General features: G+C 61.7%; 19 protein-coding genes. 15 read left to right on the top strand and 4 right to left on the bottom strand.

What is annotated here, in order from left to right:
- Nucleotides 1–693: 693 nt before the first annotated feature.
- Nucleotides 694–2,256: a glutamine-hydrolyzing GMP synthase gene (guaA, locus tag LKG04_RS01650; protein WP_291758978.1), complete on the top strand. Its 1,563-nt coding sequence runs from the start codon at nt 694–696 to the stop codon at nt 2,254–2,256.
- Nucleotides 2,257–2,271: 15 nt separating this feature from the next.
- Here guaA and LKG04_RS01645 read toward each other — a convergent pair whose 3' ends face one another.
- Together LKG04_RS01645 and LKG04_RS01640 are read right to left on the bottom strand one after the other, a co-directional pair.
- Nucleotides 2,272–3,594, bottom strand: a complete 1,323-nt coding sequence (locus tag LKG04_RS01645) for a phosphotransferase (protein ID WP_291758975.1) — start codon at nt 3,592–3,594, stop codon at nt 2,272–2,274.
- 332 nt (nt 3,595–3,926) lie between these two features.
- Nucleotides 3,927–4,505, bottom strand: a complete 579-nt coding sequence (locus tag LKG04_RS01640) for a xanthine phosphoribosyltransferase (RefSeq protein ID WP_291758973.1) — start codon at nt 4,503–4,505, stop codon at nt 3,927–3,929.
- Nucleotides 4,506–4,885: 380 nt separating this feature from the next.
- Between LKG04_RS01640 and LKG04_RS01635 the strand changes: the two genes are divergently transcribed.
- Both LKG04_RS01635 and rpsD read left to right on the top strand, forming a co-directional pair.
- A complete protein-coding gene (locus LKG04_RS01635; protein ID WP_291759344.1) occupies nt 4,886–7,558 on the top strand; it encodes an ATP-dependent helicase in 2,673 nt (890 codons plus the stop codon).
- 202 nt (nt 7,559–7,760) lie between these two features.
- Nucleotides 7,761–8,387, top strand: coding sequence for a 30S ribosomal protein S4 (gene rpsD, locus LKG04_RS01630; RefSeq protein WP_291758971.1), 627 nt, complete (start codon nt 7,761–7,763; stop codon nt 8,385–8,387).
- Between the two features lie 286 nt (nt 8,388–8,673).
- On the opposite strand, the gene LKG04_RS01625 is transcribed toward rpsD, so the two are convergent.
- Nucleotides 8,674–9,042, bottom strand: coding sequence for a phage holin family protein (locus tag LKG04_RS01625; RefSeq protein ID WP_291758968.1), 369 nt, complete (start codon nt 9,040–9,042; stop codon nt 8,674–8,676).
- 57 nt (nt 9,043–9,099) lie between these two features.
- Here LKG04_RS01625 and LKG04_RS01620 point away from each other — a divergent pair, with 57 nt between their 5' ends.
- The 6 genes from LKG04_RS01620 (at nt 9,100) to mltG (ending at nt 15,364) form a co-directional block, all read left to right on the top strand.
- Complete coding sequence (locus tag LKG04_RS01620) at nt 9,100–9,774, top strand: histidine phosphatase family protein (RefSeq protein ID WP_291758966.1); 675 nt, start codon at nt 9,100–9,102, stop codon at nt 9,772–9,774.
- Between the two features lie 141 nt (nt 9,775–9,915).
- Entirely contained in the window at nt 9,916–10,350 is a 435-nt protein-coding gene (locus LKG04_RS01615; protein ID WP_291759343.1) for a DUF948 domain-containing protein, read from the top strand.
- Nucleotides 10,350–10,586, top strand: coding sequence for a hypothetical protein (locus LKG04_RS01610; protein ID WP_291758964.1), 237 nt, complete (start codon nt 10,350–10,352; stop codon nt 10,584–10,586). The genes LKG04_RS01615 and LKG04_RS01610 overlap by 1 nt, the downstream gene beginning before the upstream one ends.
- Nucleotides 10,587–10,952: 366 nt before the next feature.
- The gene (gene alaS, locus LKG04_RS01605) at nt 10,953–13,631 is read left to right on the top strand and encodes an alanine--tRNA ligase (protein ID WP_291758962.1); all 2,679 of its coding nucleotides are present in this window, start codon (nt 10,953–10,955) and stop codon (nt 13,629–13,631) included.
- 6 nt (nt 13,632–13,637) lie between these two features.
- A complete protein-coding gene (gene ruvX / locus LKG04_RS01600) occupies nt 13,638–14,108 on the top strand; it encodes a Holliday junction resolvase RuvX (protein WP_291758960.1) in 471 nt (156 codons plus the stop codon).
- An 11-nt stretch (nt 14,109–14,119) separates the two neighbouring features.
- Nucleotides 14,120–15,364, top strand: a complete 1,245-nt coding sequence (mltG, locus tag LKG04_RS01595; RefSeq protein ID WP_291758956.1) for an endolytic transglycosylase MltG — start codon at nt 14,120–14,122, stop codon at nt 15,362–15,364.
- 34 nt (nt 15,365–15,398) lie between these two features.
- Here mltG and LKG04_RS01590 read toward each other — a convergent pair whose 3' ends face one another.
- Nucleotides 15,399–15,878 carry a peptidase A24 gene (locus LKG04_RS01590; RefSeq protein WP_291758954.1) on the bottom strand — a complete coding sequence of 160 codons (480 nt, stop codon included), beginning with the start codon at nt 15,876–15,878 and terminating at the stop codon, nt 15,399–15,401.
- A gap of 44 nt (nt 15,879–15,922) precedes the next feature.
- Between LKG04_RS01590 and aroC the strand changes: the two genes are divergently transcribed.
- From aroC to holA, 6 genes are all read left to right on the top strand, one after another.
- Nucleotides 15,923–17,110, top strand: a complete 1,188-nt coding sequence (gene aroC / locus LKG04_RS01585; RefSeq protein WP_291758950.1) for a chorismate synthase — start codon at nt 15,923–15,925, stop codon at nt 17,108–17,110.
- Between the two features lie 81 nt (nt 17,111–17,191).
- The gene (locus LKG04_RS01580; protein ID WP_291758947.1) at nt 17,192–18,832 is read left to right on the top strand and encodes a bifunctional shikimate kinase/3-dehydroquinate synthase; all 1,641 of its coding nucleotides are present in this window, start codon (nt 17,192–17,194) and stop codon (nt 18,830–18,832) included.
- A gap of 116 nt (nt 18,833–18,948) precedes the next feature.
- Nucleotides 18,949–19,404, top strand: a complete 456-nt coding sequence (locus LKG04_RS01575; RefSeq protein WP_291759341.1) for a type II 3-dehydroquinate dehydratase — start codon at nt 18,949–18,951, stop codon at nt 19,402–19,404.
- 654 nt (nt 19,405–20,058) lie between these two features.
- Nucleotides 20,059–20,571: a ComEA family DNA-binding protein gene (locus LKG04_RS01570; RefSeq protein WP_291763171.1), complete on the top strand. Its 513-nt coding sequence runs from the start codon at nt 20,059–20,061 to the stop codon at nt 20,569–20,571.
- A gap of 362 nt (nt 20,572–20,933) precedes the next feature.
- Complete coding sequence (locus LKG04_RS01565; protein ID WP_291758943.1) at nt 20,934–22,409, top strand: ComEC/Rec2 family competence protein; 1,476 nt, start codon at nt 20,934–20,936, stop codon at nt 22,407–22,409.
- Nucleotides 22,410–22,519: 110 nt separating this feature from the next.
- Nucleotides 22,520–23,500, top strand: a complete 981-nt coding sequence (gene holA / locus LKG04_RS01560; RefSeq protein WP_291758941.1) for a DNA polymerase III subunit delta — start codon at nt 22,520–22,522, stop codon at nt 23,498–23,500.
- Nucleotides 23,501–23,773: the final 273 nt, after the last annotated feature.

The raw sequence follows: 23,773 nt of genomic DNA, 5'->3' as shown, positions 1-23,773 counted from the left end.
ATAGTTGGCAGCGCGCCAATACTTGTCCACGCCTTCGAGGGCGTCCTCGGAAACCGGAGCGTCAAGCTTCTTCCAAGGGGTGCCAATAACAGGACTCGTCATATGTACTCCTGTACTCCTGCACAGTACTGTGCGATTGATTATTTTCATTCAGGCATGAATCCCGTGGAACCTTGCAGTGCCGCGGTTTCCACGCCCAATCGCAGTCCAGTGTACGGGCAGCGGCCGACGTTTGGCCGTTTTTTTGCACCTGTGTGCGAAACTGATCGCTTTATTACAACTTTTGTGAGATTCTATCAGTGAATTGTGCAACTGCTTTGTGGTTGAAAATATATTTATAATGGCTCTATAACAGGCTTTTGTAACTTCTCATGAGCAACGGTTGCGTTCATTTCGCTGATTTCGCTAGCGGCGTGTTGTTTCGTTTCTGTTCGTTTCCGTTCAACTGACATGCTGCGCCATGGCAATGCCAATCACGCGGGAACGACGAGCAGTCGATGACAATGTTTTCCACGCCGTATGGCGCAGCGCATCGGCGCTCAATGTCGCCTCGCACCGCCACAATGGTCTCGTCTGCAGTTGTGTCGTATTCAGCAGAGCTTTACAAGCTGGTAGATAAGGTCTGGTCATCGGTCGTGCCGTGTTCAACCGGCAGTGGCGCGTGCAGACCCGTGTATTGAATAGGGAGATTCCATGGCAACAGGTCCTGTGCTCGTCGTTGATTTCGGCGCCCAATACGCGCAGCTCATCGCGCGGCGGGTGCGCGAGGCGCACGTCTATTCGGAGCTCGTGCCCCATTCGATGCCCGTTGACACTATGTTGGCCAAGGATCCCAAAGCCATTATCCTTTCCGGAGGTCCGGCCTCGGTTTATGAGCCAGGGGCACCGCAGATCGATCCTGAAATCTTCGCTGCAGGCGTTCCCGTGCTTGGCATCTGCTATGGTTTCCAAGTCATGGCGCACGAGCTTGGCGGGGTCGTCGACAAGGCGGCCCAAGGGGAATACGGCAAAACCGACACTGTGATCGACCGATGCGTAGGCGTGCTCGACGGCTCTCCCGCCGAGCAAAGCACATGGATGAGCCACGGCGTCGCGGTGGAAAGCGCCCCGAAGGGATTCGAAGTCCTCGCGCACACGCAAGGGGCGCCGGTCGCGGCGATGCAGGACCCGTCGCGCGGACTGTATGGCGTGCAGTGGCATCCGGAGGTAAGGCACACGCCGCTGGGGCAGGATCTGATCGAAACCTTCCTGCATCGTTGCGCAGGGCTGCCCGAGGACTGGGACGCTTCGAGCATCATCGAGGACCAGGTCGCGAAGATACGGGCCACGGTAGGCGATGCGCATGTCATCTGCGGGCTTTCCGGCGGCGTCGACTCCGCTGTGGCAGCGACCTTGGTGCACAAGGCGATCGGCGAGCAGCTCACCTGCGTGTTCGTGGACCACGGGCTGCTGCGCAAGGGCGAGGTCGAGCAGGTCAAGCATGATTTCGTCGCGGCGACCGGCATCAAGCTCATCGCGGTCGATGCCGCAGACGACTTCCTGCAGGCGCTCAAAGGCGTCACCGAACCGGAGCGCAAGCGCAAGATCATCGGCGAAAAATTCATCCGCACCTTCGAAAAGGCGCAGGCGCAAGTCATCGAAGAGGCCGGGGCGCAGGGCAGGGAGGTCAAATTCCTCGTGCAGGGGACGCTCTACCCGGACGTCGTGGAATCAGGCGGCGGCGACGGCGCGGCGAATATCAAATCGCATCACAACGTAGGCGGCCTGCCCAAGGACATCACCTTCGAGCTCATCGAGCCGCTGCGCACCTTGTTCAAAGACGAGGTGCGCGCCATCGGCACCGAGCTGGGTCTGCCTGACGACATCGTGTGGCGCCAGCCCTTCCCGGGGCCGGGGCTGGGAATCCGCATCATCGGCGAAATCACCAGGGATCGGCTGGATCTCTTGCGCGAGGCCGACGCCATCGCCCGCGAAGAGCTTTCCAAAGCCGGCTTGGACCGCGATATCTGGCAGTGCCCGGTCGTGCTGCTCGCCAACGTGCATTCGGTCGGCGTCCAGGGCGACGAACGCACCTACGGCTCGCCCATCGTGTTGCGCCCGGTCAGCTCCGAGGATGCCATGACAGCCGACTGGTCGCGTGTACCGTACGATGTGCTGGCTGCGATTTCCACGCGCATCACCAATGAATGCCGCGGCATCAACCGCGTAGTGCTCGATTGCACCTCGAAGCCGCCGGCCACCATCGAGTGGGAGTGAGCGGCTGGGCGGTCTTCAGCGCCGGGCCAGCCGACGGATGCCGCTGAGCGGGATGCTGATCCATGAGGGACGGAATTTCGCCTCATATTGCAGCTCGTACAGTGCTTTTTCCAGTTCGTAGGCCGTGATCATGCGGGCTTCGGCACCGGATATGGCTCTGGCTCTGCGATAGCCGTCCATGAATGTGTTTCTGGCGGTCTGCAGCCAATCGGCGTTGAACGCGCCGGAGGATTGGGCGGCGTAATCGAACGAGCGCAGCATGCCGGCGATATCGCGCGCGGGGAAGTCGGGTTTGCTGCGCTCGGCAATGGGCCGTAGCGGCTCGCCCTCGAAGTCGACGACATTCCATGAGTTATCGGAGCCCAGCAACAGCTGGCCCAGGTGCAGGTCACCATGGACGCGAATGGCCTTCGGCTGCGCGGCCTCAGGCGCATCGCCAGCAGCATCGGTCAGTGCGTGAATCGTCGAGGCAATGGCCAGCACATCCTGTTCCGATAGCACGTCGTCGATTTCGGCAGCGGACGACAGGGACTGGATCAGCCGCTGTTTCAGATTCTCGTTCGAAGGTCCTGCGCTGCTGCCGAAGGCCCGCTCGAGCCGGTTGTGCATATCGGCGATCAGCGTGCCGATATGCGTTGAGACGAGGGCTGGATCATCGCCGCGTCTTGCCATGGCCTGCAGAGCGGCGAAACCGTCCTGTGCCCCGCGCACGGCATCGGCGACGACGATGGCGCATGCCGAACCGTCAAGCGTCTCATGCTCGAGGTAGCTGTAGGCGTTCAGGCGTGGAATGCCCTTCCAGTCGCCAAGCGCCGACGGCAGCTGCACCTCAGGATGCTCGCCGCAATGCAGCACGCGGAACACCTTGGCGACAAGCGGCTGGTCGTCGCCAAGCAACAGCACGGAGGTGTTGGACTGTTCGACCCCCATCGGCCTGACCACTCCAGCGGCACGGCCGAGTCGTTCGCGCGCCTGCCGCTCGGTTTCGTCGCGGGCCGGAATGACCGCGGCGGACTTCGCCCATGCGCGCCAGAACTCCCGCTCGGCGGTACCATCGAAGAGCGCAACGCCGTCGACAACGCCTATCATCCGGCTGCCGCGCTCGCCCTCCTGCGGTTCGCTGCCCCGGGCTGCGACCAGTAGCGGAACCTGCACGATCAGATCCGATGCACTGATCTTCAGCAGGGCTATCGTGAGTCGTGAATCCGCTGAATCCTCGAGCAGCACCTCGCCGGCGATGGCGGCGGTCTGATGAGGGTCGACGGGCCACCAGCGCCTGCCTTGCGCCCATGGGAGTATCGCCGCAGACCAATGCCCAATGTCCACATTCGTGTTCACGATAGCCTTCTCTCCGTTGTGCCCGCATCATTGCGCCCACTTCGTTGCGCGCAAATCAGGGTGTTCGAACCACTCGGCCGTTCGAACTTTCGTATCGTCTGAGCCGGCAGCAGCGTCGGTTCGCCTTTAAAATATCACATCGGGCCTCGCATTGGCAAGGCCCGGACCACGGCGTTGGGCAGGTGCTCGTCTGGCCGCGACAAGTCTTGAGCATGCGCGGCGGATGGATGGCCGTGGCTGGCTGCGATTGAGCCACGCAGGGACTAGTGAATAATCGGATGAAGGATGAAATAGTGAATACGTGTAGACGTGATGGATGGCCGCAGCCGGAGTCAGGCGAATTCGATAGTGCCCGCTGAGGCGTCCATCGAATTGACGATGGCCAGCGATTCGACATCATAGCCGGCTTCGCGCAGCTCTTTGCCGCCGCACTGGAAACCCTTCTCGACTGCGATGCCGATGCCTTCGATGACCGCGCCGGCCTTGTCGCAAATCTCGATCAGACCGTGCATGGCCTTGCCGTTGGCCAGAAAGTCGTCAATGAGCAGCACATGCTCGCCGGCGCTGAGAAAGCGTTTGGCGACGATGACCGGGAATTCGCGTTGTTTGGTGAACGAGTAGATCCTGGTGACATATTGTTCGCCGTCGAGGTTGATGGACCGCGTTTTCTTGGCGAACACCACAGGCGCATTGCCAAAGTGGCGCGCCGCGCAGCATGCGATGCCGATGCCGGAAGCCTCAATGGTCAGTATCTTGTCGACTTGCCTGCCCGCGAACAGCTCGGCCCATTCGGCCCCCATGCGGTCGAACAGCGCGACATCGCACTGGTGATTCAAGAAGGCATCGACCTTCAGCACGTTGCCGGGCTTGACTGTCCCATCCCGGCGAATCCTGTCCTCGAGTTCTTTCATAATCACTCTCCCGCATGGCGCCTAGGTCTTATCGGCAAATTACATGGCGCACCGGCGATGCCGCCGATGCGGACCGCGGCGCGGCCGACAATGAACGATGCATAATGCTAGCGAGCATACCGCGAGCATCGCCCAGCATGCGGCGCCTGGGTTGCGTCATCCGGCACGCATCGCCGATGATGCATTGATTCCGCCCGGCAAATGCGCGCTGGCAGCATGCCGCAGCCGCGTCGCCTGACGAGCTGATGTGGTAGACATGGTGTGCGGTTCTCGCGGTGGCCATATCGGTACGATAGTCAAGGATTCCGCAGAATACCCGGCATGACGACACGATGGCATACGACGGATGTGCCGACAAGGACTATGGGAGGGAATGGAAAGTGCGGACAGATCCCGATTTCATCGCACGCGGCGCGCAGGAGCTCATCGGGGATTTGAATCCCGAGCAGGCGCAGGCTGTGCAATACGAAGGGCCGGCGCTGCTGATCGGCGCAGGCGCGGGATCAGGCAAGACGCGTGTGCTCACACGTAGGATCGCGTGGATCCTGACGCATTTCGGCGCATGGCCCAGCCAGATCCTGGCCATCACGTTCACGAACAAGGCGGCAGCGGAGATGCGCGAGCGGCTTGCGGCATTGATCGGTCCGGTGGCAGGACGCATGTGGGTCTCCACCTTCCATTCGGCATGCGTACGCATGCTGCGGCGCGACGGCAGGTCGATCGGTTTGAATTCCGGTTTCTCCATTTATGACACGGCTGATTGCGAACGGTTGATCAAGCTCATCGGGGCCGATCTCAATTTCGATCTCAAACGTTACACGCCGCGCAGCATCCTGAGCCGCATCTCGGACTACAAGAACAATCTGCAAAGCTGGCAGACCCAGCTCAAGGCCTATGCAGCGGATTACCAACCGGGCCAGCGCGGCTATCAGCTCGGGCCCTTCGGCAATGTCGAAGGGCTGTATGCGGTGGCCTACGCGGAATACGAGCACCGACTCGCCGCAGCGAACGCCGTGGACTTCGACGATCTGATCGTGCGCACCGTCGAGCTGCTGCGCGCCGACCCCATGGCCGCCGAATATTATCATCATAAGTTCCGTTATATCCTCGTCGACGAATACCAGGACACGAACCACGCGCAGTACGAGCTGATCCGCGAGCTCGGCGGCGTGGACGCGGCGGAGCAGCGTCCGGTCGGCGCGATCGGCGCGGGCAAACAAGGTCCAGCATGGGTCACCGTCGTGGGCGATTCGGACCAGTCGATCTATGCTTTCCGCGGCGCCGACATCAGCAACATCAAGGACTTCGAGCAGGATTTCCCCCAGGCGAAAACCATCATGCTCGAGCAGAACTACCGCTCCACGCAGACGATCTTGGATGCCGCCAACGCTGTCATCGCCAACAATGCGGACCGCAGGCCGAAAAAACTCTGGACCGCGCTGGGCAAAGGCGAGCCGATCGTGGGCTATGCGGCCGATAATGCGCAGCAGGAGGCCGCATGGATCGCCGAGGAGATCGCGCGGCTGGCCGGCGAGGACGGCATGCGCTACCGCGACGTCGCCGTCATGTACCGCGCGAACGCACAATCGCGCTCGCTTGAGGAGGCGCTCATCAACGCCGGCATCCCGTACCAGCTCGTGGGCGGTACCAGATTCTACGAACGGCGCGAAATCAAGGACGCCATCGCCTACGTGCAGGCCATCGTGAATCCGGCCGACAGCGTGAACATGCGTCGTATCATGAACGTGCCCAAGCGCGGGCTGGGAGCGCGCGCCGAAGCGCTGGTGGCCGGCTACGCCGACGCGCACGGCACGGGCTTCTGGCAGGGCGTCGAGCATATGGAGGAGATACCGGGCATGCCGACGCGCACGGCCAAGATGCTCTCGGGCTTCCGCGAGATTATGCGCTCGCTGGCCGCCTTCGCGCAGAGCCACAACGACAAGCCTTCCGAGGTCGTCGCGGAAGTCCTGAACAAGTCGGGATTGCTGGCCGAATTGCAGCGTTCTGAGGATCCGCAGGACGCCTCACGGGTCGAGAATCTCTCACAGCTGCAATCCGTGGCCGCCGAATTCGAGCAGAATACGCCCGACGCCACACTGGGCGCATTCCTCGAAACCACGGCGCTCGTAGCGGATTCCGACCAGCTGCCATCCGAAGGCGAAGACAGCGGCAAGGTCACGCTCATGACGCTGCACACCGCCAAGGGCTTGGAATACCCGGTCGTGTTCCTCACCGGCATGGAACAGGGGACCTTCCCGCATTCGCGGTCGTTGGAAGATGAGGACGAGCTGAGCGAGGAACGGCGGTTGGCATATGTCGGTATCACGCGCGCGCGCCGGCGGCTGTACTTGACCCGTGCGGCGGTGCGCGCCCAGTGGGGACAGTCGAACGAGATGTTGCCCAGCCAGTTCCTGGATGAAATCCCCGATACGCTGATCGAATGGAAACGTCGTGAGGCCGGCGTTGAGCGGATGCGCTCAGGGTGGCGTTCGGATGATGACGACGAGTTCGGGGGCTGGGCCGATGACGACGATTTCTCCGGTGGCGGCTTCGGAGTTTCAAACCGCGGTGGCTCGTCGCGTGCCGGTGGCTCGAGTTACGGTTCCGGCTACGGCTCGGGATACGGTTCGGGCAAATCAGGATTTGGCTCGCGTTCTGGCTCAGGATCGTATGATTCCGGATCGCGCTATGGTTCAGGTGCTTCCTTTGGTTCCCATGGAACCGCCGGTTCCTTCGGCTCGTATGGATCCGGGACGCGGCGCGGATCCGGATCAACGCACGGCAGCTCCGGTTCGCACGGCGGCAAGGTGACGACGCGCCGCATCGCTCCCAAGGCTGCATCCAAGGCGACCCCGGCTTCAGCGATCGTTAAGGACAATAAGCTCAATATCGCCGATTTCAGCATTGGCGACAAGATCTCGCACGATCGGTACGGCCTTGGCACGATTCTCGATACGCAGGACAAAGGCCACAACTCGGTCATTACCGTCGATTTCGGCTCCGACGGCGTCAAACGCCTCATGCTGCGTGTCGCGCCCATCGAAAAGCTGTGACGCCGTTCACGTCCATAGGTGCGGTGTAGACTAGAGGATTGTGTCTGCCAGCAGGCGGGCACTATCTGGAGTCTTAGCCCGTCAGTGGGTCGGCGGCATTGCGCCGTTCGTGCTTGGCACGATGAAGCACTGGAGAGGCCGACTCAGCGAGGGTTCGCTTTCGCTTTACGTTCAGATAACGACAGAGTCAAAGGAAATAAGCATGACTAAAATTCAGCGTGCGCGCCGTCAGGTGCGTCTTTCGCGCGCTCTGGGCATTGCGCTGACGCCCAAGGCCCAGCGCATCTTCGAGAAGCGTCCATATGCTCCCGGCGAGCATGGCCGCACCCGTCGCCGCACCGAGTCCGATTATGCAGTCCGCCTGCGCGAGAAGCAGCGTCTGCGCGCGCAGTACGGCATCTCGGAGAAGCAGCTTCGTGCAGCGTATGAGAAGGGCACTCACACCGCCGGCCAGACCGGTGACGCGATGCTGATCGATCTCGAAACCCGTCTTGACGCCCTCGTGCTGCGTTCCGGCTTCGCCCGAACCACCGCACAGGCCCGCCAGTTCGTGGTGCACCGCCACATCCTCGTCGACGGCAACATCGTGGATCGTCCTTCCTTCCGCGTCAAGCCTGGCCAGACCATCCAGGTCAAGCCTAAGAGCCAGACGATGGTGCCGTTCCAGATCGCCGCCGAAGGCGTGCACCGTGATGTGCTGCCCGCCGTCCCCGGGTATCTGGACGTGAACCTGGCCTCGCTCAAGGCGACCCTGACCCGCAAACCTGAGACCGAGGAGATTCCGGTGCAGGTCAATATCCAGTACGTCGTCGAGTTCTACGCTCGCTGATCTGGGTCCTTCCCGATAGGGACATACATCGAACGACCCCGCGCCTTCAGGCGCGGGGTCGTTCCTTTTCTCGAAACGGTTGCGTACGCGCGGGAGGGGCGCATCTCAGACTTTTACGTTTTGCTGTTGGTTTTCCGCGACCCTTCGATGCAGCCGAATCTGTGGGCATCTCCCTCTTGGTTGGGGTGCGCAACAATTTTTATGCGGTGTGGCGCAGATGCGTACAGGCTCGTATTCCGTCCATCAGCTGGAGTTGCGGCGTACATGGGCATACCACCGGTTTTCGCTAATCGTTGCCGACGACCGCCGCGGCGATGCCCGAGACGATGGACATGATGATCGAAGCCAGCACCGACCACCAGAAACCGCCGACATCGACGCCCACGCCGAAGATCCCGATGGCGAGCCACGAGGCGAAGCGCATGAAGATCCAATTGATGATCAAGGCGGCCAACCCGAAGCTCACGATGCTGAGCGGCAGCGCCAGCACATGCACGATCGGCTTGATCGATGCGTTGATAAGGGCCATGAACAGCGCGAACGCGGCGAAGCCAAAGATCGGGGGATCACCCACCGTATGCATCCCGGGCAGAATCAGAACCGTGACCGCCACGGCGATCGTCATTACCAACCAACGTGCGAGAAATCGTGTCATGTCTCGATTATGCCAGCAGGTCAGCATAACAACGGTGCTGTGGCATAATTGTAAGGCATGGTTATACATCTGCATCTCGTGCGTCATGGACAGACGTCATTCAATCGATACAACCGGCTGCAAGGCTGGTCGAACGCTCCGTTGACCGAGGCGGGAATCGCCGACGCGGACAAGGCCGGCAGCAAACTTCGCGGCATCGATTTCGCCGCGGCCTACTGCTCCGACACCACGCGCGCTCAGATCACGGCCAGCCGCATCCTCGGCATCAACGAGCAGGCCGGGCATGCGAGGCCTGAGCTGCACGCCGATATGCATTTCCGCGAGCAGTTCTACGGCTACTTCGAGGGTCAAGACATGAATGCGGCTTGGTGGGCGGCAGGTGCGCCGCACGGCGCACCGACCTACAACGCTATCGTCGAGCAGTATGGACTGGGTGCCACCCGCGACTTTCTCAAGGAAGCCGACCCGTTCCACGATGCGGAGTCCGACAAGGAGTACTGGCAACGCATCGAAGGCGGCTACGCGCTTATCGCAGGCAACCCGGCTCTGCACGATGGCGATCACGTCCTGCAGATCTCCCATGGCAACACCCTGCTCAGCCTCATGCACCGCTTCGCGCCCGAAGGCTACGATTTAGGCGAGCGGCCGGCGAATGGCAGCGTGACGCAATTCGACTTCGACATCGGCAAGCCGATCGATCAGGCCTTCACAGTGGTCTCCTACAACCAGTGACGTACATGGCCTGAACTGATCTCCGAGGCGAGGGAAGGACGAGTCTGGGGCGTTCGATAACCTGAGCTGTTAGATTGTGAGTGACGCAGGATTGCGGCAAGGCAAGCGCCGCCGTCCATTTCCGAAGAAACGAGGTTCATGATGGGTGTCGCAGACATTGCCGGACTGGTGGCGGCGATCGCGTTCGCCGTGCTGGCGGGTTTCCTTATCTACCCATTGATCCGTTTGGGCAAGCTGCTCGACCAGATCGCCGAAACGGTCAAAGAGACCGGCGACCACGCTCTCCCCGCGCTCGATGAGGGCGTGACGACGGTCAAGCAGGTCAACAAATCGTTGGAAGACGTCAACAAGATCTCGTCCGCGGCGTCGACCACTGCCGGCAACGTCGGCGCTTTGGCCGATCTGTACGGCTCCTTCCTCGGCAAGCCGGTCATCAAACTGGCTGCGGGCGCATACGCCGCAAAAACCACGGTGCAGGGCTTCTTCTCCAAGAAGCGCAAGGCGGCTGCCGATGGCACCAACAACAGCGCTGCCATCCATAACGACAGCGACATCTACGACGGCAAGGAGCGGTGATGTTCAAGCGAATCGTATGGATCGGCGTGGGCGCGGTTATCGGCGTTATCGCCGTCTCCAAGGCCCAAGCATACATCAAGGCCAAAACGCCGGACAATGCCCGCCAGTTCCTGCTCGGCCCCGACCAGGAGCGTGTCGGCATCCGAACGCTCGAAGGCCTTGTCCACGACTTCAATGTCGCCCGGCAGGCCCGCGAGGACGAGCTCAACCGGCGCTATGCCGGATCCGTGCACTGACCTAGCCAGCCGTTCGCGGTCACCTGGGCTGCAACGTAATTCAGCTGCAATGCAATGTAGCTGATGCGACTGCGACGCGCTGCCGGCTAATAAGGCAATGTACTGTATTTGTGACAGACAATAGAAAACAACCATCACTGCGTTCTCACGACGAATTTCGCGTCCAAGTCGGTCTGCTTTCCGGCCGGCATCGGAGATCCGCGCATGCTTGGCATGCCGAGCGTGCGGGCATTGGCAATCGCAGGTGCAGCCGGCTAGGCAAGTTGCGCGCCGGATTCCTGCGCGAACCCGGCATCGTGCCGCGTCGCCTGCGATCATGCAGTGATGACCGCATCAATATCAACCATCCAAGGAGCTCACGCCCTTATGCGCACTTCGGAAATCGCCAAGCGCTATCTGAACTATTTCGAGCAGCAGGGGCACCTCGTCGTGCCCTCCGCCTCGCTCATTTCGCCGAACCCGACCACGCTGTTCACCATCGCCGGCATGGTCCCCTTCATCCCGTACCTGCTCGGCGAGCAGACCCCGCCGTCCAAGCGCATGGCGTCCAACCAGAAGTGCGTGCGCACGTTGGACATCGACGAGGTCGGCAAGACCACGCGACATGGCACATTCTTCCAGATGCTGGGCAATTTCTCCTTCGGCGACTATTTCAAGGCCGAGGCGATCCATTACGCTTGGGAGCTGCTGACCTCGCCGCAGGACAAGGGCGGCTACGGCTTCGACCCCGAGAGACTGTGGGTCACCACCTACACGGACGACGAAGAGGCTCGTTCGCTGTGGCGCAACGAAGGATTCAACCCCGCGCATATGCAGATATTCGGCATGGAAGACAATTTCTGGACCACCGGCGGCCCCGGTCCCGGGGGTCCCTGCTCCGAGATCTACGTGGACCGCGGGCCCCAGTATGGCAAGGACGGCGGCCCAGCGGCCGACGAGACACGCTTCATCGAGATCTGGGACCTCGTGTTCGAGAACTACGAGGTCGACAACGTCAAGTCGAAAACCGACCTGCATATCGTCGGCGAGCTCGAGCACAAGAACATCGACACCGGCGCCGGGCTCGAACGTCTGGCCTACCTGCTGCAGGGCAAACAGAATATCTACGAGACCGATGAGGTCTATCCGGTCATTGAGGCGGCCGAAAAGCTGACCGGCAGAACCTATGGGGAGGACGAGGAAGCCGATGTGCGTTTCCGCGTCGTGGCCGACCATGTGCGCTCCGCGCTGATGATCATGAGCGACGGCGTGCGCCCGAGCAATGTGGGGCGCGGCTACGTGCTGCGCCGCCTGCTGCGCCGCACGGTGCGCTCCATGCGTATGCTGGGCGTGAGTGATCTGGTACTTCCTGAGCTCTTCCCGGTCTCCAAGGCCGCAATGGTGCCGAATTACCCCGAGCTTGATACGACGTTCCACGAAGTCTCCGAATCCGCCTACGGCGAGGAGGATGCCTTCCGCCGCACACTCGAGAAGGGCACGACGATTCTCGATGCCGCGGTTTCCAAGGCCAAAGGTTCCAAGGTGCCGCTAGTTTCCGGCGAAGACGTGTTCACGCTGCACGACACCTATGGCTTCCCGATCGAACTGACGCTGGAAATGGCGCAAGAGCAGGGAGTCAAAGTCGACGAACGCAAGTTCCGCGAGTTGATGGACGAGCAGAAGTCGCGCGCCCGCGCCGATGCACTGAAGAAACGCCATAACGTCGATGTGAGCATCTACGACGACTTCAAGAAGAAACTCGCGCAGCCGATCAAATTCCTCGGCTACACCGACTATTCGAGCCGCTCGCGCGTGTTGGGCATCATGCAGCAGGGCAAGGGATCGGTTCCTGCCGTGCACGCGCCGGCCACGGTCGAGGTCATTCTCGACCGCACGCCGTTCTACGCGCAAGGCGGCGGTCAGCTGGCCGATCAGGGCGAGATCATCTCCGACGAGGGCGCCGTGCTCGAGGTCGACGATGTGCAAAAACCGATCAAGGATCTTATCGTGCATCAGTGCCGACTTACCGAAGGCACGCTGGTGGTCGGCTCTCAGATCAGCGCCAATATCGATGTGGCCCGCCGCGGCGCTATCGCCCGGTCGCATACGGCAACCCATATGGTGCACAAGGCGCTGCGCGAAGAGCTTGGGCCCCAGGCCACCCAGCGCGGCTCCGAGGACGCGCCGAACCGGTTGCGTTTCGATTTCCAATGGTCCAAAGCTCCCAGCAGGGACGCGATGAGCGCGGTCGAAGCCAGGGTCAACGACCGGCTGCGCGACAATCTGGGCGTGACCACCAGGGAAATGAGGTTCGACGATGCCATCGCACTGGGCGCCATGCACCTGTTCGGCGAAAAATACGGTGATATCGTGCGCGTCGTCTCGATCGGCGAAGACGGCTGGAGCCGCGAGCTGTGCGGCGGCACGCATGTCGACCACGTCGGCAAGATCGGCTCGGTGAATATCATGGCCGAAGCCTCCATCGGCTCGGGGGTCCGGCGCGTCGATGCCGTCGTAGGACAAGGCGCATATGACTTCAATGCACGCGAGCATGCACTCGTCTCTCAGCTTTCCGATACGCTCAACGCCCGCCCTGACGAACTGGCCGAGCGTCTGAACGTGCTGCTGGCCAAACTCAAGGAATCGGACCGCAGGCTCGCCGCGATGTACGAGGCCCAGCTTGCTGCGTCCGTGCCCGAGCTGGTGAAGCAAACCAAGGATTCCAATGCTCCGGTGAAGGTCGCGACAAAAAACGTCGGTCATTTCGGATCATTCGAATCCCTGCGCAAAACCGTGCTCGACGTGCGCGGCCAATTGGGCGAAGAGGTGCCGGCGGTCGTCGCCTTGGCAGGCATCAGCGACGAGGACAGGCCCATGGTCGCCGTTGCCACCAACGCAGCAGCCCGGAAATTCGGCATCAAGGCCGGGGATCTCGTGCGCGGAGCGTCAAAGGTGCTCGGCGGCGGCGGCGGCGGCAAGCCCGACTTCGCCCAAGGCGGCGGCACCGATGCCACGAAGATCGATGCGGCGTTGGGTGCCCTGTCCCAAGCCGTGGCACAGGCCTGATGCCCTGTGACGTGGCTTGGCGTGGATCTTGGCGATGCCCGGGTCGGACTTGCACTGTCCGACCCGGAGCTCACCTTCGCCCATCCGGCCGGGAACCTCGACGCACGAGGCGACTCCTTCCGCGCGCTTGACGCCGCGATCGAAGTCATAGAAGGACACGCCGACGAAGATAATCCCATCAGCCACGTAGTCATAGGACTGCCGCTGCAGCTCAATGGCAGCGAAGGCAAGAGCGCGAAGAAGGCCAGGCGCTGGGCGGCGAATCTGGCCAAGCGCTTGACTGCGCTCAGCGCGGATGGCACGTCATCGATTCATGACATACCATCGATAGCATTGCTTGACGAACGACTGACCACGGTCAGTGCGCACCGACAGCTGCGTGAGGCGCAGGTCGCCGGCAAGCGGCACCGCCCGGTGGTCGATCAGCAATCGGCTGTAGTGATTCTGCAGTCAGCGCTGGATGCGAGAACCAACTAGAGGAGCGATCAGTGCCCGAAGATTTCAACGCCTTCTTCGACGAAAATGGATTCGACGAGGATTCCCCCGATGGCAAGCCGGGAAACAAGGCGGCCGGCAAGGACGATGACGGCGCGCGCTCAAATCCGGTTTTCGCCGCCTCCGCATCGCCAGAACCGCCGAAACCTCCGCGATCGCGTCGTGAAATGCGCCGACGCCGCCAGCGGCGCCGACACACGATCAGCAAGGTATTGATCATCATCGTGGCCATCCTGGGCGTTATCTTCGGCGGCGGATATTTCGGCTATGTCAAGCTCAGCGCATGGACGCAAGGCCGAGCGGCTCCCGACGCGCAGGTTTCGGATTATCCAGGGCCAGGAAGCGGCAGCGTTCAATTCGTCATTACCAGCGGCGAAGGCGTCGGACAGATCGCGCACAAGCTCGAGGCGGCCGGCGTCATCAAATCCCAGGCGACATTCGCCAGCACGGCGGACGCCAACAGCAGCACCTTGTATCCCGGCACGTACGAGCTGAAGTACCGTATGTCGTCCACGGACGTGATCGCGATACTGTCCGATCAGAGCAAGGCGACAGGATTCCTGGAAGTGCGCTCCGGCGAGCGCGTCGCCGATGTCGTCACGGGCGCGGCGAAGATTTCCGGCATCGACCGCGGGAAATTCCAAGCCATTCTGGACGCGAAGGGCGCAGGGATCCTGCCAGCGGAGGCCGGAGGGAAATTCGAAGGCTGGCTTGAGCCGGGCACATACGACGTCAATGCGCTCGGCTCGGCGAATGCGATCATGAAATCCATGGTCGATAAACGCGTCACCAAGCTGAACGAGCTGGGCGTTCCCGCAGGCGCACAGCGAGAGCTGACGCTCATCATCGCCTCGATCGCCGAATCCGAGGTCAATTCGAATGAGTACTACGGCAAAGTCGCCCGAGTCATTCTCAACCGCCTGAACAAGCACATGAACCTGGGTATGGATACCACTGTCGCCTATGGTCTGGGCATCAGCGCCGACAAGCTGACAGGCAAGATGCTGACCGACGCCACCAATCCATACAATACCCGCGTCCATGCCGGATTGCCGCCCACGCCGATCAGCAATCCGGGGGATAAGGCGCTCGCCGCGGCGATGAATCCGCCGGCAGGCGACTGGCTGTATTTCGTGACGACGAACCTGAAGACCGGCGAAACGAAGTTCGCCACGACCGAGGCTGAATTCTGGAAACTGCGCGACGAATACAAGAGCTCCAACGCGGGCGCGAACTAGCCGATCCGCAGTCGGCATGCCTGCCGCACCGATTTCAGCCGATAGCGATCGCGACGATTCCGGAAATCACAATGACCGGAACAAATGGTACCGGGCGCAGCCCTGCGTCCGAAAATCCCTGCGTAGTTTTGCGCAGCCTTGCAAAACCGCTCCAGCAAATGATCCACACGAGACCGCCGACACCCATGATCAGCCACCACTGCACGAAAACGCCGAATCCGAACCAGCCTACTGCCTGAGCTGTCATGGCAACGCTGGTCACATCGCCGAATCCCAAGCTGCCTGTTCGAAGATGCGACAATGCCCATTGCATGACCCCGGCGAGCAGCGAATAGCCCAAAGCTATCAGGAATCCCCATGGGCGGCCGCTGCTCACCCCGTACACAACCAGCGCCGCGCATTGCGCGAGCATGCCTGCGCCGACCCAAGCGCGGGGCACGCGCCGGCTGCGGATATCCTCGAGGATCAGCAGGCATCCGCATATGAGACTGGGCAGAAGACAGAAGTAGGGCATGACAGTAAGATAGGGGAAGTTGTCCGCAGACGGAAGGAGAAGGCATGTTGCGCTGGCAGACTGCAGGCGAATCGCATGGCGAGGCGCTGGTGGCCATGATCGAGGGGATGCCCGCTGGAGTGCGCGTCACAAGCGCGGACGTCGCCGATGCACTGGCGCGACGCCGCTTGGGTTACGGGCGCGGTTCCCGGATGAAGTTTGAACAGGACAAGATCCGGCTGCTCACCGGCGTGCGCCACGGGCTGACGATCGGTTCGCCGATCTCCATCGAAATAGCCAACACCGAATGGCCCAAATGGACGGAAGTGATGAGCGCCGACCCGCTTGACCGCGAGCTGCCCGATACCGGCCGCAACGCGCCATTGACCCGGCCGCGCCCAGGGCACGCCGACCTGACTGGCATGCGCAAATACGGTTTCGTCGATGTGCGCGAGGTGCTCGAACGATCCAGCGCGCGCGAGACCGCATCCCGTGTGGCATTAGGCGCGGTTGCGGCGCGATTCCTAGAGCAATCGCTCGGCGTGCGCACTGTCTCGCATGTCATTTCGATCGGCGGAGTGGGCGTCGGCGACGACTATGAGCTGCCCACCCCGGACGATTTGGATGCGCTCGACGCCTCGCCGGTACGTACCTTGGACGCCGAAGCCGCGCGGCGCATGATGGCGCGCATCGACGAAGGCAAGGCCGCAGCCGACACGATTGGCGGCGTCGTCGAAGTGCTCGCCTACGGCATGCCCGCTGGCGTGGGCACCTACGTGGAATCCGACCGCCGGCTTGACGGGGCGCTGGCAGGCGCGCTCATGGGCATCCAGGCGATCAAAGGCGTCGAGATCGGCGACGGGTTCCGCGAGGCTGAACGCTTCGGCTCGCAGGCGCACGACGAAATGGTCCCGGGCGAAAACGGACGCATCACGCGACTGAGCAATCGCGCCGGCGGCATCGAGGGCGGCATGTCGAACGGCGAGACCATCCGTGTGCGGGCCGCGATGAAGCCTATTCCTTCGATCCCGCGCGCGCTGCGTACTGTCGACGTGCATACAGGCGAGGCTGCGCAGGCCATCAACCAGCGTTCCGACAGCACAGCGGTGCCCGCCGCCTCGGTGGTGTGCGAGGCGATGGTGAGGCTTACGCTGGCTGCATTCGCACTCGACAAGTTCGGCGGCGACAGCGTCGACGAAACCAAGCGAAACGCCGAGCAGTACCTCGCTTCTTGGCCGAAGCACATGTGCTGAACGGCTTCGTCTCTCACCGCGGCATCAGCACGGAATAACGCCCGACGAAATACCGGCAGACAGCTGAACAAAAGGATCGCCATGACATCACATCGACCGCTGGCCGTCATCATAGGCATGCCCGGAGCGGGCAAAACGCGCGTGGGGCGTCAGGCCGCCGCATTGCTCGGCGCGCCGTTCATCGACGCCGACCAGCGCATCGAAGATGAGATCGGCATGGGCATCGCCCAATACTTCGAACGGCACGGCGAAACTGCCTTCCGCAGCGTGGAAGCATCGCTGATCCAAGGCCTGCTTGAGGACTATGACGGCATACTCTCGCTTGGCGGGGGCGCGCCAATGACAACGGAGACGAGAAGGGCACTGAGACAATATGTGGCCGATGGCGGCAAACTGGTGTATTTGCAGGCCGATCCACGCGAGGCCATGGAGCGGGCACGACGGGGAGGCAACCGGCCTATGCTCAGCGGCGATGCCGATGCACGCTGGAAACAGCTGTTCGAACAGCGCGACCCGGTTTTCACGGCCTTGTCGAACCTGCATGTGCGCACGCACGGCTCGACACCGCATATGGCCGCGAAAAAACTGACGGAGGCGATCATGCAGCGAACGATTCACATCACCGGCAAGGCCATCGAAGCCTACGACGTGCGCGTCGGCGAAAGCTCGATGCGCCAGCTGCCCGAGACCTTAGGGGATAACCCTACGAAAGTGGCGCTGATCCACACCCAGCCGGTCCAGCGGCACGCCGACCATGCCAGGGCGTTGCTGCGGCAATCCGGGTATCTCGTTTCCGACGTCGTCATTCCGGATGCCGAGGCGGGCAAAACCGTGCAGGTGGCCAACGGCATCTGGGAGCGCTTGGGCCGCGAAGGATTCACCCGCTCCGACGCGATCGTAGGGCTGGGCGGGGGAGCGGCTACTGATCTGGCCGGATTCGTGGCAGCGACCTGGATGCGCGGCATTCGCTATGTGAACTGCCCGACCTCACTGCTGGCGATGGTCGATGCCTCGACCGGCGGCAAAACCGGCGTCAACACAACGCAAGGCAAGAATCTGGTCGGATCCTTCTACACGCCTGCCGGAGTGCTCGCCGATCTCAGGACACTCGAAACGCTGCCCAACGACATCTTCATCGAAGGCCTTGGCGAAGTCGCCAAATCCGGCCTCATCATGGATGAGGGCATTCTCGATCTGCTCGAAGACCACGCTGACGAGCTGCGCGGCTTCGATGGCGGATCGTTCATCGACTCGCCGTTGGAGCCGGTGGTCTCCGAACTGATTGAGCGGACCGTGCGCGTCAAGGCCTATCATGTTTCCAACGATCTCAAAGAGGCCGGGCTGCGCGAGTTCCTCAATTACGGGCACACGTTGGCCCACGCCATCGAAACGCTCGAGCATTTCACGTGGCGTCACGGCAACGCAGTGGCGGTCGGATGCGTGTACGCGGCCGAGCTGGCGCATCTTCTGGGCTATATCGACCAAGATCTGGTCGACTATCACCGCTCATTGCTCAGGTCTCTTGGCCTGCCCGTCGCGTGGCAGCACGAAAATTGGGATGAGGTGCTCGATCTCATGCATCGCGACAAAAAGGCGCGCGGCGACACGCTTCGATTCGTGATCTTGGACGGCATCGGCCACCCCATCCACCTCGATGACCCGCCACAAGAAGCCGTGCACGAGGCGTTCGTGCGCGTTCAGCAGGATCCGGCAGACAAGTAGCGCGCCGGTTCGGCCGGCCATGCAGCTATGAGCATGAGCGGCGGAACACGGGATTGCGAGCAGGAATCATGAAACAAGAAAGCAGGACAGCCATGGAAATGACTCGCAGCGAGGTCATGCGCACGGTCACACGCAACGTCATCGTCGTCAACGGACCGAATCTGGGTCGGCTTGGGGTACGGGAGCCCGATGTCTACGGGAACGAGGACATGGCTTCGTTGACCAAGCAGTGCGAACGCTGGGGACGTGAGCTCGGTCTGCACGTCGAGGTGCGGCAGAGCGATGACGAGGCCGAGATGATCGGGTGGATGCATCGGGCCGTCGACGAGAAAACGCCGGTGGTGATGAACCCCGCGGCATTCACCCATTACAGTTACGGCCTGTCCGATGCCGCCCACATGGTCACTGATGCCGGATTGCCTTTGCTGGAAGTCCATATTTCCAATCCGTCGGCGCGCGATGCCTTCCGCAAACACAGCGTCATCTCCCCGGTAGCCACCGGCACCATCACCGGCATGGGCTTCTATGGTTACCGGCTGGCATTGGAAGCCGTCGCGCATCTCATCGAGTGAGAAGGCATTGGCTGCCGGTTTTACGGCTCGACGTTCCTGTCCTCGGGCGTGCCGAAGACATAATCTGGTTCCTATTGGGCAGGGCTCAGCCACAGGCTGAGTCCTTCGCGCCCTTGGCAGGCGCTCGGTCGAGGCTACGAGCAGCGCGGTGCGCTGCTCGTAGCCTCGACACTCCAGTGCTGTGGATAAGCCCAGGCGTTTGACCACAAAGGTCGTTGCGGGTGGAGTGCATGGGATTCCTGCTTTATACAGGATGGTATGAGCCTCTTTGCACAACCGAGCGCAGCGAATCAGTCTGCGGATGCGTGGAACGGTCAGGACCGCCGAAGGCGCCGCCGCCACGCATCATTGCGTGCCGGCGCGCCAAAAGAGGAATCCCGGGGCGCGCTCCGCCTAGCCGAGTTGGACGGCTCTGTCAATGCTCTTCAGCACCACCAGCGTGAATTTCCGGGCCAAGCCTTCCGACAAGGTCGGCATCCCGATGTGAACAGCGCAGTTCACGATCCAATCCAGACATCCGGATTCGATTTGCTATACCAATATCCGTCGCCCCTGGTGCCTGCCGATAATGCCGGAAAAGAGGAAACGTCACCTGGGGGATCAGCGCGACGCGGAGCTGCGCCGCACGAGGCAAGGCGGCGGAAGCGGCGTGATATGCCTCGGCTGGTTTCCGAGCCTTGGTATGCGGTGGTGGTCATGTTTATCCTCGGCACTGCACTGTGCGCCAGCATGACCATGCTGATCAGGCAGTCAATAAACTACCATGCCGCTTCGGCGCAACAGCTGAACAGCAGTGACGTCTCTTCTGTTGGTGGGAACGCAAGCGATAACCCATCGAGCAACAGTTCTGCCGACGAATCAAAGAGCAATGCGCCCGAAGAAACCCAAATTCCCCAGCACACCGCCACTGCGCCGGCTGATGGCCCGACGGCCTCACTCGTGACGCCGAGCAATCCGGCGGCAAAGGATTCAGGCCTTGTGAACCTCAACACCGCCACCATGCAAGAGCTGGATACGATCTCCGGGGTAGGGCCGGTCACTGCGCAGCGCATACTCGAGCATCGCCAACGCATCGGACGATTCACCAGCATCGACCAGTTGCTCGATATCAGCGGCATTGGGCCTAAAACCTTAGAGAAACTGCGATCACAGGTGACCGTGTCATGACGGACGCCGAAATTTCGTTCAATGCACAAGGCAGTCGTGATTGGCGCATGCTGCCAGCAGCCTTTGCCGCATGGGCGTCATGCCTGTTTACGCGCTGGATATTCAATGCCGTGGTGACTGCCGAGCCGCACAAAGCAACAGGGTTGCGCGCTGCTCTCGCCGGCATGCCGACGCCCTTTCGCACGGCATGCGTGACGGCGACCGTCGTCATGGCAGTCGGCATAGCGGTTGCATCGGCCATGCTCATCCAGCATGCTGCCATACTGGTGCTGAGTTTGAGAACGAAATCGTATGCTGCACATCAGAGTATGCCGTTTGCGCGGTTGCCGGCGCAACGCCATTCCATGGGCAAGGCATGGCGCATGACGGGAATGCTGCTGACAGGCCTTGCTTTGCTGGGCGCAGCAGCCACATGGGGCAACGCCGCTATCGCTTGGCGAGATCCCGCGATGGCGCAGGCGAGGGCAAGCCCAGGGCAGCGGATCGCGCGCATGCGTATCAATACGCCCGTTCGCACTGCCGATCTCCGTCAAGCTGACTGCCAGATTGACGCGACATTGTCGATGATCGGCGATGGCCGTGTTATACAGCCCAGCACTCATGCCGTGCGTGTCTTCGCTGCGGGAGCGGATTGCGATCGCATGAAGAATGGGGCGACTGTTCAAGTATCCGCACGCTTGGAGCTGGCCCGTTTTGGCAAGGCCGATGTGTGGCTGATATGCCGCAGCGAGGACTGTGTGACGGCAATTCGCGCGCCGAACCCTATGCAGTCGACCATCACGAGCATGCAGGAACATTTCTTCGCCGTGACCGACGGCTTGTCCGATCAGGGTCGCATGCTCGTGCCCGGATTGACGATCGGCCTGCTTGGCCAAGAGCATGCCGCATCATCGGGGCGCGAGGTGGTGGACGCGACCTACGCCGGTCTGCTCGAGGAGCGTTTCGCCCGATCAGGCATCATGCATCTAATGGCCGTGTCAGGCGGCCATTTCGTGCTGATTGGAGCATTAGTCAAGCGTTTCGCTGCCTATCTGCGGGCGCCGCGCTATATCATCGCCGTATCGCTGGCCGGTGCGTTTGTGCTGCTGTCGATGCTCGTCTACCCTTCGGATTCAGTCATGCGCGCGCTGGTCATGGGCTTGCTGAACGCGGCGGCGCTGCTCGCCGGCAGACGTCCGCAGGCATTGAACGCGCTGTGCTGGACGACAGTGCTTGTGCTGATCGTCAATCCGACGATGGCTCACAGCTTCGGGTTCGCCTTATCCTGCGCCTCGGTGCTCGGCATCGTGCTGTTCGCCAAAGGCATGGCCCAACGGCTGGGAGCACTATTGCCAAAAAGCGTAGCCGAGGCTATGGCTGTGACGTTGTCGGCGCAATCGCTGACCCTGCCGATTCAAGTCATGATGGAGCCGCAAGTGCCGTTGCTCAGCGTGCCGGCAAACCTCATCATCAGCCCCGTGGTCGGCGCCGCCACCATGCTCGGTCTTGTCGCTCTCCTCACGGCAGTGTGCAACGCTCAGCTGTCATTTGCCTTTGCCTGGCTGGCGAGCGCCCTGACCGTGATCATGGAACGCTGCGCCCAATGGCTGGGCGGTAGTTCTTGGGCGGCTTTGCCTTGGGCTGAAGGCTGGCGAGGTGCGTTGCTGATCGCCATATGCGAAGCTATGGGCGCGTCGACAATCGTCATCGCACAGCGCTATCGGCTGCGCAACAGCGCACGCGCCGGTGAAACAGGAACCCCATACCGGCGCAACTGGCTTGCTCCCATCGCGTTGTGGATACGGGCAATGCCTGAAGCGTTCGATGCCAACAGAAGCGACAAGATCCGTGGCCCGTGATGTTGCATAAGCATAAGGGGAAACGTCCTCAGCGGCACTGGCAATGATGACGGCGCTGCCGGGAACAAACGCGGAATGCCCTTGTCCACCGATGCAGCGAGATTGAAAGCATGGCAAGAACAACAGCGGCGCCTGCGCCTTTCACCATCGTGCTGGGCGGCGACTCCTACCTCAATGAGCAGACCATGCGCGACTTGCGCGACCGCGCGCAACGGCAAATTCCGGGCGCGGAGCTCATCGAGTTTGACGCCGCGGATGGCGACCAATACGCCTTCGACGAGGCAGTAGGCCCGTCGCTGCTCAGCGATAGCGCGATTGTGCTCGTTCGCGCTCTGCAGAACGCCGACGATCAGCTTGGCGAGGCCATGGTCGCATACTGCCGCGGCGCGAACGCCGGCGAACCGGCTTCCGGCATCGTCATCGCCCAGCATGAGGGCGGCATGAAGGCCAAGCGCTTGGTTGACCAGCTGGTCAAGGCGGGTGCGTTTCAAGAGAAGATTCCCGATCTCAAACGCCCAGAAGCCCGCATCAACTTCGTCATGCAGCGTTTCGAGCGGGAACATCGCAGAGTCGACCCAATGGCCGCCCAGCAGCTTGTTTCGGTCCTTGGCGATAGGACAGGAGAGCTTGCCGCGATGTGCGCGCAGCTGTGCTTCGACTTCGACGACGACCCGATTGGGCTGGACAGGGTCAATCAGTATCTGACTGCCAACCCGCAGGTCACCGGATTCGCCGTCGCCGACGCGGCGGTGGAAGGCCACATGGCCGAGGCCATCATGTCGATGCGCGCCGCGCTGCAGCAAGGCATTGATCCCATCGCACTGATCGGCGCGCTCGCCATGAAGCTGCGCACCATCGCCAAGGCTTCGGCTGTACGCGCCGGAAGGATATCGCGTGCCGAGACGAAAACGAACCCGTGGGTGCTCAATAACGCGATGCGACAGCTGTCCGGCTGGACTTCGGCAGGCCTCGGCGCATGCATACAGATGCTGGCCTGGGCAGACGAGCAGGGCAAGAGCAGCGGCGGGGACCCGGTGTACGCGCTCGAACGCTCGATTGAAACCATCAGCGGCAAGGGACGAAGCTTGTGAGCGCCATCAAACCGCCACGTATCCAAGGCAACCAGCGACAACCGAGTAGGATACGCTGGGCTGAATAACGCGAATAACGGCAGCGCGGGCGGCGGCAACATACGAGTGCAACCAATGCGGTCGACGAGATTGACGGAGGAATCATGAACACAACACAGCCCGACAGCATTCGCTCGAACGCTGCTAAGAATACGAAGTCCGCGGCAGCGCCTTCCGCAGGGCAAGGCTCCGGCATCGACCGTTCCGCGCGCCCGCAATCAATCTCGCTGCGCA

The sequence above is a fragment of the Bifidobacterium sp. genome (assembly GCF_022640935.1).
Taxonomy (GTDB): domain Bacteria; phylum Actinomycetota; class Actinomycetes; order Actinomycetales; family Bifidobacteriaceae; genus Bifidobacterium.
This window is presented reverse-complemented; position numbering and strand designations above follow the sequence as displayed.